The sequence below is a fragment of the Bradyrhizobium sp. 6(2017) genome (genome assembly GCF_011058295.2).
GTDB lineage: Bacteria > Pseudomonadota > Alphaproteobacteria > Rhizobiales > Xanthobacteraceae > Bradyrhizobium > Bradyrhizobium septentrionale.
This window is the reverse complement of record NZ_CP049289.2, coordinates 2,302,117-2,314,473: the sequence shown is the minus strand read 5'-3', so window position 1 is coordinate 2,314,473 and position 12,357 is coordinate 2,302,117. Positions and strand designations below refer to the sequence as shown.

The 12,357-nt window shown below is 58.0% G+C and carries 10 protein-coding genes and 2 pseudogenes; 8 read left to right on the top strand and 4 right to left on the bottom strand.

Translation table 11 applies throughout. The features are described from left to right. Nucleotides 1–12: 12 nt before the first annotated feature. The 4 genes and pseudogenes from G6P99_RS11025 to G6P99_RS11010 all read right to left on the bottom strand — a co-directional run bounded on the left by G6P99_RS11025 (nucleotide 13) and on the right by G6P99_RS11010 (nucleotide 6,004). Nucleotides 13–1,631: pseudogene (locus tag G6P99_RS11025) on the bottom strand (oleate hydratase). Nucleotides 1,632–2,171: 540 nt separating this feature from the next. Then, a complete protein-coding gene (locus tag G6P99_RS11020; RefSeq protein WP_165128139.1) occupies nucleotides 2,172–2,927 on the bottom strand; it encodes a hypothetical protein in 756 nt (251 codons plus the stop codon). 511 nt (nucleotides 2,928–3,438) lie between these two features. Next, complete coding sequence (locus G6P99_RS11015; RefSeq protein ID WP_414645571.1) at nucleotides 3,439–4,146, bottom strand: hypothetical protein; 708 nt, start codon at nucleotides 4,144–4,146, stop codon at nucleotides 3,439–3,441. Between the two features lie 454 nt (nucleotides 4,147–4,600). Continuing rightward, a complete protein-coding gene (locus G6P99_RS11010; RefSeq protein ID WP_165128137.1) occupies nucleotides 4,601–6,004 on the bottom strand; it encodes a GGDEF domain-containing protein in 1,404 nt (467 codons plus the stop codon). A gap of 1,221 nt (nucleotides 6,005–7,225) precedes the next feature. Here G6P99_RS11010 and G6P99_RS11005 point away from each other — a divergent pair. The 8 genes and pseudogenes from G6P99_RS11005 to G6P99_RS10970 form a co-directional block, all read left to right on the top strand. Continuing rightward, nucleotides 7,226–7,464: pseudogene (locus tag G6P99_RS11005) on the top strand (IS5/IS1182 family transposase); the annotation flags it as partial. Between the two features lie 1,076 nt (nucleotides 7,465–8,540). Further along, nucleotides 8,541–9,116 carry a hypothetical protein gene (locus G6P99_RS11000; RefSeq protein ID WP_165128135.1) on the top strand — a complete coding sequence of 192 codons (576 nt, stop codon included), beginning with the start codon at nucleotides 8,541–8,543 and terminating at the stop codon, nucleotides 9,114–9,116. Nucleotides 9,117–9,144: 28 nt separating this feature from the next. Then, a complete protein-coding gene (locus tag G6P99_RS10995; RefSeq protein ID WP_246709495.1) occupies nucleotides 9,145–9,663 on the top strand; it encodes an HlyD family efflux transporter periplasmic adaptor subunit in 519 nt (172 codons plus the stop codon). Next, entirely contained in the window at nucleotides 9,663–9,929 is a 267-nt protein-coding gene (locus G6P99_RS10990) for a hypothetical protein (protein WP_029084858.1), read from the top strand. The genes G6P99_RS10995 and G6P99_RS10990 overlap by 1 nt, the downstream gene beginning before the upstream one ends. Beyond that, entirely contained in the window at nucleotides 9,926–10,195 is a 270-nt protein-coding gene (locus tag G6P99_RS10985) for a glycosyltransferase family 2 protein (RefSeq protein WP_246709494.1), read from the top strand. Before G6P99_RS10990 ends, G6P99_RS10985 begins: the two co-directional genes overlap by 4 nt. A gap of 38 nt (nucleotides 10,196–10,233) precedes the next feature. Then, nucleotides 10,234–10,620 (top strand): hypothetical protein, encoded by a 387-nt coding sequence (locus tag G6P99_RS10980; protein WP_246709493.1) that lies wholly within the window; start codon nucleotides 10,234–10,236, stop codon nucleotides 10,618–10,620. A 225-nt stretch (nucleotides 10,621–10,845) separates the two neighbouring features. Continuing rightward, on the top strand, nucleotides 10,846–11,355 hold the full coding sequence (locus G6P99_RS10975; RefSeq protein WP_063619001.1) for a hypothetical protein: 510 nt from the start codon (nucleotides 10,846–10,848) through the stop codon (nucleotides 11,353–11,355). A gap of 357 nt (nucleotides 11,356–11,712) precedes the next feature. Further along, nucleotides 11,713–12,219, top strand: coding sequence for an avidin/streptavidin family protein (locus G6P99_RS10970; protein WP_035978291.1), 507 nt, complete (start codon nucleotides 11,713–11,715; stop codon nucleotides 12,217–12,219). Nucleotides 12,220–12,357 lie beyond the last annotated feature (138 nt).

The window sequence follows — 12,357 nt, the reverse complement described above, 5'->3', positions numbered from 1 at the left end:
TCGTTCCGTTGATCAATGGCGGTGCAGCGTCTTCCAGGCGTCGAAGAGAACGCGAGGGTCATGCTGGCCCTTGTAAAGGGGTGAGACCGAACGTTGGACATCGAGCAAGCCGAAAACGGCAGTCTGCGCCGCGCGCACGGAATATTTAACGGTAAAGACAACGTCGGCGGGAATCTCGCAGAACTGGCCGATGAAGGCGAGGTTGCGCGATCCCTTCGGGATCACCCTCGGTCGGTCATGACGCGCGGCATGAACTGGGCGGTAATGTAAGGCATCATCGCCGTAATGACGCGCGACGTGTCGAGAATGAACGGAATACTCTCTGTGAATCGCAGGTGCGAAAGCAATTCGATGAGAATTTCACGCCCCGTGCACTCCGACATGGGCTTATGCACGAAGTTACCCGGCTTGTCCGGGTAGAGCCCATAGCCCCACCACACCCACACATTCTTCGGCTGTTCGTAAAAGTGCGGTTGCCGATTAAGGACAATGGTCAGGAGCCAATTGGAGTCTTTAATTGTTACCAATCCGCCTTTGCCGGCCTTACTGCCGGAGAAGGCTTCTAGCCGGTCGAAGAAGCTCGAGTCGTCCGCGGTGACTGTGAACGATTCCCATTTGGACTGATCGATCTTGGAAGCGAAGGCGGCGGGGCGGCCGAAATCCGGACTCTTGGCAGCCAGGCGCTCCCAAAGTTTCCACGCCCCTCCGGTTCGCTCCGTATTCAGCACGGGAACCGTGTCCATCGAACCGTAACTCGTATCGGATGTCATTGACCCGTTGGTCACGAACACAAGATCCCGTTCGGCCAGATCGATGGTGCGATCTTCGCCGCCATGCCGATAGCGCAAACGCGTCGCGGTCTTCTTCCCGCCTTCGGTGACAATATCAACATCGGTCACTTCCGTCCCCATCTCCAGCCGCACGCCCCGCGCCGTCAACCATGCGACGATCGGACGGACCATGGCGTCGAACTGGTTGAACTGGGTGCGGTAGATCCCCGCTAAAGTGTCGACCGTCGAGAACAGATGCAGGAAGCGCAGACAGTATCGCTTGAACTCGACGGCGCTGTGCCATGGCCCAAAAGCAAAGGTTGTGGACCAGATGAACCAGAAATTGCTGCGGAAAAAGTGGGGTTCGAACCAGTCCTGGATCGTCCTGACGTCGAGCACCGATTCTGGAGCCGCGCAAAGCGCGATCAGGTCGAGCCGATCTTTCTCACTGAACCCCAGATCGGAGACGTCGACGATCTGCCCTCCCGAAACCAAGCGCGCCTTGTCGTTCCAAAAGAACTCCTGATGGAACTCCATCAATTCGTCCTTCGCCGATTTGGTCTCGTCGGCAATCGAGGGAATGAAGGATAACAAGTCGCAGGTACAGTTGAACTTTTCCTCGAACATGCGCCGCCCGCCGCGCATGACATATCCGTCCTTCGGATCGCCATGTGCGTCGAGGCTTTCGCCGAACTGCTCCATTTGCTCGAACAGGACGACATTCGGGCCGGATAGCCCGCCCTCCTTGACGAGGTAAGCCGCTGCGGCCAGGGCGGCGATGCCTGTTCCGACCAAATAGGCCTTGCGAGGAGCCGCCTGCTTCGGTGGATTAAGGCGAGAAACGAGAGAAGCAGAGGACATAAAGTTCTCCAGCATGTAGCGGTTGGAATGTCTATGCAATCGGCGCGCCGATGGCGCCGTGCAAAACAATATGATCGCGAAGCACAGCTCCCGGACTGCATAATCAACAAGCGCCAGAAGCCCTTCGGGGTGCACAGCCACATGCAGTCGCCGTCGAGCGCCTGACCATAAGCAGCAACGGCGCCGCGATCATCGAATTGGATCAAGCCATACCAGCAGCGGCTGCGCGGCGCGCAAAAGCTGATTGCGGGCTTTGCTTGAAGACGGAATGGGAGCGTCGTCATGTCGGGCTTACAACCATCTCCGTCTTCAACCAGACAAGACAGAAAGCAACCGGACAAGACGGAAATTGAGACGGTGCCAGTTGTCGCTTTTGCCGAAGTCGACCATACGTCAGTACGAAGATGCCCAAGGCGACCTTACAAGGTGCTTGGCCAGCGGCCGGGTTGAGTTCGAGCGCAAGCACGTACCGGTCCTTGGCGCATCGCTAAAGTCTTTCGGGATGGCGCCACACTTCTGAACCGGGGTCCGTGCTACCTCCTATCTCATCTGTGAGGCGCTCCATACCCTGAGAGCCCGGGCTGTGAGGCTGGCGTTCGCCAGTTCTCTCCAGGACTTCCGTACTTCCATCCAACGGATTTTTCGAGCGGGCAAGGTATCAAGCAGTTTTCGGGCAATTGGTACAAACCGCACAGCTTCCGAGTTCGGGTCGCGCTTGGTATCTTCGAGAATTTTGAGAGCGGCCGCTTCGGACCGTCTCCAGCCCGACTCGGTGAACCTGCTCTCCGCGAAATACTCAAAACAGGTCCGGAACCTCAAAGCGCGGCCGATGATCGTATGGGCTGGCAATCCCGCCTCGCTCAGCCACCTCCGAAGATGGTCACACCACCCTTTGCTGCTGCATTCGAGAAGACCACCACCTTCCAAGACCAGAAGCGCTGCCATGCCAGCGATCTCGCATCGTACCTCCTCATTCTGGCCTTCGAACCAGTTCCGGATTGCATGCAGTGGCGTCACCGGCCGATTCACAACCGATACCTGTGCCGTGCCGGCGCGATAGAACGGAACCACGTTTTCCAGCGATGGCAGGCGCGGCCACGGCCTCCCTTCTGAGTCCCACAAGACCCAGCGCTGAGCGATCCTCTTTGCCTCGTCGGGCGACCTGCTTCGCCAAAGCTCTTTGAGCGCCTCATTGACGTAATATGAGACGTCAGCTTTCAGACCGCATGTACGTGCTATTGCTGCGAGGCGACCGGCGTCAATGAGCCGCGCCGCGAAATTGTTCTCCGCGTTCATTTGCCGACGTGCTAAGTGGTTCGCTGCTCAGTTCCGATCATCAACCTTCAGAAGGTACCACAATCTCCAACTTGTCATACCCACCTCATTCGGTACGGCGTGGACGTATGCAAAGCCAATGGAATTGGGCTGGCTGGGCCTTCGCGCTCTTATTGATTTTCGGAGAAGTCACTGACGGCGAAAAGGACAATCCACTTTCAGGCTATGAAGTGCCACTTGGACTTTGCCAAGAAATCCTGGTCGAAGTCGTTCCGCGAGGGATCGAAGATGCTGGATCGTCTCAAAACACAGCCACCCTCTGCGGTGAGGTAAGCTATCCACGCATCGCCGCACGAAGGGGACGATTCCGCCCTCCCGACCTCGTCGGCCCGCGTCCGTCAAAAAACTTGGGCTTCTCAGAATGCAAAGACCCCGCTGCTGTCCCGCTCAGAACTGAACGCCGTGCCGAATTCGGTTGCTACGATACAGCGCCGCCTTAGGGGCGCGTTGGTTGGGCGTATAGCTAGGACGACTACACACTCATTGAAGCAAAAGCAGATTGCGGCGAGGTGGACAAACGCGAGGAAGTTCGGCCCGTCGGTCGAATCGCGTAGCGAAGCGGCGGAAGTGTTTTGAGCTTGTTGAGCAGCGCTCGATGCGGTTTCTCAGCTTGTAGATCGTTTCGTCGTGGGGGATCGGGACCTTGCGAGAGCGGCTGAGGAAATCTCTGCTTGGGAGTTCCTGTCTGCGATGGTTTTGCGCAGACGTCGTTGTAGTCATAGGCCCTGTCGGCTAGCACGGCCCCGGCCTCAAAGCCTTCGAGCAGGGCTTTCGTAGTGAGATTGCCGTGTCGTTGACCGGCCATGAGCATGTAAGCGGACGACCGAGGCCGTTGCAGAGCATGTGGATCTTGGTCGTCAAACCACCTCCGGAGCGCCCGAGTTCTTGAGTTTTGGCCCCCTTCTCCGCTCGCGGCCTGCTGGTGGACGCGAACCAGAGTGGTGTCGAGCATCAGGTATTTATTGTCGCGATCCCGGATCAGTTCGGCAAACACTTTCTCCCACACGCCGCTTTGGCCCAGCGGGAAACCGCGCAGGCACGCTGTTCCACTTGCCATAGCGCTCCGGCAGGTGCAGGTGCTGCCAGTTAGGCGCCGGACCGCGGAACCCACAACCCCGTTCACGAACAGACGGTTGTCGACACCGCTGCGGTCGGGATCACCCACCTTGCCCGCCAGCATCTGCCCGAGGATCGATAGAACGCGCTGTCCAGGCGCCGGATCACGCAATTGAATGGGCGATTGTTGCCGACGTCATGAATCTTCTTCGACTCTTCCTCGACCGGCTGCGCGACTCCCGAGAACCGTCCCGGTTAAACCGCGCTCCACCTAGAAGGTGCCGGCATAGTCGCTTGCCTGGGTTAGCGCGGTATAGGCGATCTCCGGCAACTGGATTTTCCTGAGCTTTTTGAGCAACGAAGAATGCGGCGCGCCTGCTCGACCAGCTTCAGCGCGAACTTTTTGACCGCGAAGCCATTGTGCTACTCCGGACTCATTCCGAAAAACTTTCTCGTTTTCGCGATGGGCGACGAAGAGAAATTGGTAAGTGGAGCTTCGGATCTGACCTGGAGAATGACAACGAAAATGAGCGCCACGGCGCGGAGCGCCTGAGGCTAAGCGCGCGAATGAATGAAGCTTACGCGGCAATCACACGATTGCGACCTTCATGTTTTGCGCGATAGAGCCGCTGATCGGCGACGTTCAGCAATCCGTCAAGCGTGTCTCCATCGCGCCCGAACTCCGACACCCCAACGCTGATGGTGACGCCGACCGACGGCTGAGCTTCGACGTCGAATGCAGTGCCTTCAATCGTCGATCGAAGGCGTTCGGCTACCGCGTAAGCCGTGTCGAGCGTCGCCGCGGGCAGCAAGACCATGAATTCTTCACCGCCCACGCGTGCGACAGAGTCATAAGGGCGAATTGCCTCCAGACACTTTCGCACAAATGCGCGGAGCACCTCATCGCCGACGCTGTGACCACGTGAGTCATTGATATCCTTGAAATGGTCGAGATCGAGCGACAGCAGAGATAATGGAGCACCGGTTCGTTTGGCCCGCGCGATCTCGGCGCCGATATGGTCGAGGAAGTGTCGCCGATTTCCGGCACCGGTCAGTGGGTCGGTGGCGACAAGGCGTTCTAACCTTTGATTGCTCACCTGCACTTGCTGTAGCGCCCTTTGAGTGTCGGCCATCGAATCGGCCAGGCGGGCCATCATTTCTTCCTGGCTATAGATGGTCGAGAAGGATTGCGTCGTTCGGAAAGCCTGGACAACGCCATAGCTGAGCAGCAAGAACCCGCCAGCAAAGATCGCGTGGGCGAGCCACCACATATGATTCCACGGTGCCGCCAGAATGAATGCGAGCGACGATAACGCAAACCACGCGACCGAGATGCCGAAAACAAGCATGAGCGGCGAGTGAATCCCTCGCATGAGCATGACCGCAACGTTCAGCGCGCTGAACACCAGTGCACCGCCCTCCATGGACAAGCGTACCGCCGGGTGTCCCGCATAGGGGGAGTAGGCGATCAAGGCGACAGCTATATCCACGGTCAGGAACAGGCCGGTCCACATCAGCCATGTGCGCGCATCCGAACGCTTCTCGACCTCGTCTGATGGCTGGTTATAGCTGAGCAGCCCAACGAAGAGAAGAATCGACATCGCGAGACGCGACGCCGGTCCATAGAGCAGAAACAGCCAGATGTTGCGGTGTGCCATCCTGGTGAAGGCGCCGTGCAGTAAATAGATCAATACGAAGCCGAGAAAACCCAGCGTCAACCAACGCAACAGAGGTTCGCCCGAAGACCAGTAGCAGCGCCACGTCACATAGGTGACGAACAGCCCTTCGAGGGTGGCGAGGGCAATCGCGAATTCATGGAATGGGTGATTTTCGAATTTTAGCGTGGGATCCTGCTGGAAATACAGGTAGGCAATGAACTGGGCGGGCATCAAGGCGAAGGCGATGAGGAGAAGGCTCATATACGCCTGTGTGACCAGCCGGAGCGCATTAGGCGGCTCGGGTACCGCACGATTGGTGCTCATATGCAATACCGTCTCCCATGATGACGTCAGATCGTTTCGTGGACACTTGAGCGTCTCCGAAGGATACTGTCCCAGAGCACCTTCGGTCCTTGTGTACTAGCCAGATGAAGGAACCAGAATGCGTCGCGGCCGGAGGCCATTCAACAACTCGGCGCCCGCGATCACCGCTGCGACGGAGGCATGAGCTTGACCTTTCCGTCCTGCGGCACCCCATCGAGCAGGCGGCGGCGCGGATAGGGTCGGCCTTGTCGTCCAGCAGCGGCCAGCTCCCGCCGCCACCGAGATCAGCAGCGCCGTGGACTGCGTTTATGTATTCGAGCCCACCGCGTTCAGGCCGCCCGCTCCGCTAGGTCAACGTGTCGTGTGTTCAGCAGATTATTCCGGCCCCTGCCGCGAGTTGTCACGGTCTGCGAGGCGCTCGAAAATGCCCATCGAGACAAGGAAATCACGAGCCCGTTGAGGAAGGAGTCTGCGTATTACCGTACTCAACCGTCTGCCTGCCGCCCGCCGGTAGTGCCGCCGCCACAATCGATCCGTTACTGGTTCGGCTCCGAGCCAACACGCGTAATGAGCAAAACCGTAAGCGTCAGCCCGCTTTGATTGGCGAGTTTCTTGTAGGCCATCTGCGATCTCCTTCGTCTGGGATGTCCCCGCACTGCGCGACCGGGGCCGTAGGATACCTAAACTGGTTGAGTTAGCCGCCTGCCAAACCTTGTAGGTTCCCTAACGCAACCTGTGAGATTGGCTTGCGGCAAGGACGAGTTACTCGATCCGTCATGGATCACGCACGAAGATATATCCGCGAGAAGGTAATCGCCGGTTGGCTCTATCGAATGCTTGGGCGGGCGGGCAAGTGCTTCGGCCTAGCGGATCTACGCGCACTGGGCGTTCAACATCTACGACTATGACGATAAAGGTACGCTCGAGATCGGGTTCGTGCCGCGCCCGCTGCATTTGCCGGAAGAGAGGCTCATCGCTGGCGACGCGTCGGTCCGTATCCTGATGGACCGCGTCGAAGCCCATCGACCGTGAGGTCGGCATGCCAATTGGTTGGTTCTTCTTGATAATTCATGGTCATCAGGCTAAGCGAGAGGTTGGCCAAGCGATCGCCAAGGGGCTGCGTAATCTTTGACAGTCACTTCGGAGGAAGGCTCCTTGCTGGTCGATGCATGGATCTGGATCTTCCTCGAGGCCTTCTGCGATTCCAGGCCTGAGAGTGGCAAGCGGGAGCTGCGCCGCCGCTCCGCCATTGAGCCTATCATAGGACACCTCAGAACCGAAGGACACCTCGGCCGGTGTTACCTCAAAGGCCGCACCGGGGCCGCAGCCAACGTCGCCCTCTCTGCCGCCGGCCCCAACTTCCGACGCATCCTCGCTTGGGTTGGAGAACTTTGCGCCTGTTGCTGGTCTCGCTTTGGCGCATGCTCAACTGTCCAGCTCAGCTCAATCCAACTCCTTAAAGATCGGCTCGAAAGAAACGATGCAAGCACGTTTTGAGATTGCAAGTACGAAGAAGTCATGGCATGCGCTCGATACAGCCATCTCGCGATGGCTCCGCTTGAGCCAAGCTCCGGCACTACCGAGCAGCTTAGCAAGCGTCGCGCGTCGAGGTCCAGACGAGGCAGGCGAACTTTACAAGGCATCACCTCGTCTCCCATCGAGCGGCTTTGCATAAGTTTCTTGCTCAAAACACGTACCGACTGCGAAGCCGCATGGACCAATGCCGGGATTCTTTTTGCCGTCCTTCGCAGAAAGAACGCAATCATGTGCGCTCCGGCATAGAGACGTCCGCGGAAAGAACCATGAACCCGGCACCGGATCACTTTTGTCTATCGGGGTTGACACCCCATCCACTATCAAAGAACGGTCGACCAACTACGCCGACGTCCGATTTCAGACATGCTTGTCGGTTTTGGTACTCTCCCTCAAGCAGTTGGGCCTTTTATGATCAAGCTCTCGCAGTTGGCATGAGGCTTGAAGGGGAGGTCTCATCCAACGCAGGCGCTCGAGGAGCGGCGGCTTACGATATGGTCGTTTTACCCATGGCCTCGCTGCGCAAATACACGAGCTTTCACATGGCGTCGATCTCGATGGCACATTCCGATAAATGCTCTCGATGTGGTTCTGCATTGGTCCACCTTGAGTGGCATGAGCGCACAGGTGCGCAGGTCCAATATCTTTGGCGCTGCTGGAACTGCAAGAACGAATTTGTCACCCTCGCCAGTTCTGATGAGACGGATCCTCCGGCCGTTGAGATCACGAAACTGTTCTTTACCAGCCTGCTAGTCTGATAGATGGCGCCCGAACGGGTCGAGCTTGTAAAACTATCGTTCGATGCAATGCGGCCGCTTCATTGCCGATGTCAAAATCGGTTCGAGTGGCACCCGGCGTTCCAACCCGAAACAAGCAGCAGAGGATGGTTTGGCAGAGGCCTAAAGAAAAACGAGTCTCCGTAGCGCCCTCTTGAGAACGCTAGCGTAGCAAATGCCGCTCAGTGGAGCCACCTTCCCATTGGTAATGAACTTGCAAGTCGCCTATGAGACTCGTACGCGTCGTCGTCGGTTTCGCCCTGCTGACTGTGGGACTATACGTTGTTATCGGCGAGCACTTTGCTGGGACATCGGCGGATGCTACGCTCAATGCTAGGCTCAACATCGTTCGTGCCCCGATCGAAGGAAGGGTGACGCTCGCCATAAAAAACATGGGCGCGCGCGTTAGCCCCGGCGGGCTTATAGCTGAAATATACGACCAGCGTTTCGATACCGCCAGGCTTCTTGAGCTTGATCGCGATCGCGAAGACCAACGGATCGAGCTCAAGCGCCTTGCTGGCCAGCCCCGAATTGCCGAAACGAAAGCAACTCAAGACGCTGCGGCTGCGCGCCTCCGTCAGGCGGATGCAGAGTTCCAGCGCGCGAACGAACTAAACACGCGTGGCGTACAGACAGCGGCCAATCTGGATCGCGCTCGCGCAACTTACGACGTCGCCCAGCAAGAACTCGAGAGTGCGCGGCAGCGAGTAAATTACTCGGAGACCGAACTCGCGTCCGCTCGCGAACGTCTTTATCGGGGAGTCCTACAATGCTGCTCCCTCCTCGACCCAACGTATCCGTGAACTCGAGCAACGGCTGGCCGAGCTGACTGTGGACAAAGAGCAGCTGAAGGCGCGCATCGCCCAGCTCGACCGGCAGATCGACGCCGAGCGTCTTCGTGTCAATAGTTTGACCTTCGCCACGCTCAGTGCCGGCATCTCGGGCCTAGTCTGGGACATACTGGTAGACGACGGCCAATACGCGCGGCGTGGCCAGGATCTTGTCAAGATCGTCGACTGCAATACGCTGATCGTCGCCGCCGGCGTCGCCGAGTCTCTGTACGACAGTCTTTCCGTGGGGGCGGCGGTCCAGTTTCGGTTGTTTGGGGATGATCGGATTTTCGATGGAACCATAACCCGCCTCGGCGGATCCGGTGCAAGCTCGCTGTACGCCAACCTTGCTGTGGGTCCAAGTGCGCAGCATCTCCAGCGCTTTGACGTCACCGTGACTGTTCCCGACCTCGCGGCAGAGCCAGATCTCAGCTGCGCGATCGGGCGTACTGGTCGCGTCATCTTCACGGGCGGTCCCATCGCACAATTTCGCCGGTTTATTACGCGGTACGGACTCTGATGCTTCTGCTGTCTCCACTCCTTGCTGCCTTCGCAGGCGCCGCTTTGGTAATCGGGCTCCGCCTTACTGTCCTCCCCTTGCTCAATCCGATGAAATGGTATTGGCGCGCACTTCTCCTTGGGGCGGCCGCCATACTCTCGTGGCGCTATGTGATCTGGCGCATCACCGAAACTCTGGCGCCGCTCGACTGGACTGCGGATGCGCTCTTCAGTTGGGGATTCGCCATGCTCGAAGCTCTATCGGTTGGATTCCGATACAAAGCGTGACCGAGGACTTCCTGCTCACGCTCAAGCTCGCAGAAAACGGCTGGCAAACCGTGTACCTTAACGAGCCGCTGACTGAAGGCTTGGCTCCCGAGGGATTGCAAGAGTATATCGTCCAGCGTGGCCGGTGGTGCCTCGGCCTAATGCAGATCGTCCGCAACTCATACAGCCCATTTGGCTTGCACCGCCTCGGGCTGATGCATCGAATCGGCATCATCGACCACTACTCTATTGGCTCACCACCTTTCCCTTCCGGCTTGCCAGCCTGATTTGCCCACTGTTGTACTGGTGGTGCGGGATCACGATCGTGAACGCGTCGCTGGTCGACATTATCAAATTTTACGTGCCGTATTACCTGGTGGTCCTGGTATCTTTGAACTGGCTGTCGAAAGGACTGTTTGTCCCGCTTCTCAACGACACGGCTCAGCTGATGGCGGCCTGGCCGATCAGTCGGGCTGCTGCTCTGGGGCTGCTGACCAGGGGATCGCATAACTTCTCGGTGACGGCCAAGGGTGGCAACCGCGCCAAAGTCGTTATTCAATGGACGTTGATGCGACCATTCCTAATCCTGCTCGGATTGACAATCGGCGGCCTAATCGTGTCGCTTAACTCCGATTTCGTCTTCAATACGTCGGGCGACGGCGGCCTACCGCAAAGAAGCCGATCGCACTCCAAACAGCCATTTTCATCATGACCCTCGCCGTTTGCGTTGAGCTGGTTCGATATGCCGCCGTTAGTTCAGTATCAGCAAAACCGCACCGCGAGGCTCCTACAAGCTCTGTAGGCATTCCCAAATCAAACGCCGCTCAGCATGCTGCTGGATGTCTTGCGCCCTTAGTCAACTATTGAGCTTGGTTATTGATCGAGAGGATGTAGCTATGGTACGCGTGCCCGATGAACGATCGCGGAGTCGTTTCGCATGAAGAACGTCTTGCTCGGCACGGTAGCCCTGATCGCGTTGACCGCTCCTGCCGCCTCCGCAGATCTAGCCGCGCGGCCTTACGCCAAAGCTTCTCCGATAGTGATTCCGATCTTTGATTGGACCGGCTTCTACATCGGCATCAATGGCGGCGGTAGCACCGCGCATCAGTGCTGGGACGTAGCCAACGCCGCCGGCTTGGTCTTCGCTCCACCTCGTGGCATGGGTTGCCACAATGCAACCGGTGGCACGTTCGGTGGCCAAATCGGCTACGGCCGGCAAATAGCCAACTCGGTGTTTGACCTGGAGGCGCAGGGTAACTGGCCCAATCTCAGCGGCTCCAACTCCAATCTCGCTTTCGTCGGCGTCCAGGATGGCACCAAGATCGATGCCTTCGGCCTGTTCACGGGCCAGGTTGGCTACACTTGGAATAACATGCTGCTCTATGTGAAAGTGGCGCTCCGGTCGTCCGCGACAAGTACCGGGTCTTCGATTTCACAACGGGGATGAACGTCGATAACGGCAGCGAGCCCCGGTGGGGCGGCGCCGTAGGCACGGGCCTTGAATTCGACTTCGCTCGGAACTGGTCAATTGGCGTTGAGTACGATCACTTGTTCACGGCTCATCGGGATGCGGACTTCTTCTTTTCAACCGGGCTTGTGGGCGGTCCAGCAGGCGCTTTTGCAGGGACCGCGCGTATTGGTCAGGACTTTGATATCGGTTTGATCCGCGTGAACTACCGCTGGGGTGGCGCTGGGGGCTGTGAGATATTGAGTCCCAGCGAGAGCGCGTATTGGACCATCGGCGCAGCCCTACCATACGACGACGGCCAGAAGGCTGTGGAGTTACCAGTAAATGGAGTCTACAATGCGTCTAGCAAATTGGAAATTAATCGAGTGGATCGCGTCTGCCTGCCTCGGGTTGATACTGGCGACAGCGGCAGAGGCGCAACCCATTTGGACATGGAGCAACCAGTACGGCTCAACCCTGGCGGTCAGCAGCTACGACCGGAGCACCGGCGCGATTTCCGGCACCTATACGAACAACGCAACCAATAGCTGCGACGAAGGCGTGCCTCAGGCGATGACAGGCTGGCTCGTCCAGAACCACAACGGAACGGCGATAAGCTTTGCTGTCAACTTCGAAGGTTGCAGCTCAACCACTGTTTGGACAGGACAGGTTAATGCGGCATCGGGATTTCAAGGGCTTTGGTTGCTTTCACTCGCCGAGGCGGTGGCATGGAATGGCATCAGCGCAGGCGCCGACACTTTCACGTTCGGTAGCGGCGACAAGTCAAAATTGGTGTCTGCTGATGCAACTGCGGCGAAAGGCGACGCGGGAGAGAAGCTCTCAAATACGAAGAAGCGCAAATGATGGCCAGCTTGCCAAGTCGACGTAGGCGAGCGGCCACTATTTGCGGCTCGAGCCAAGCAGTCTCGCGCACGTGCATAGGCCCGCGCGTGAGACTTTCTTCATCTATGATGGTACTGGCGCTCGTCCATCAATTCCGGG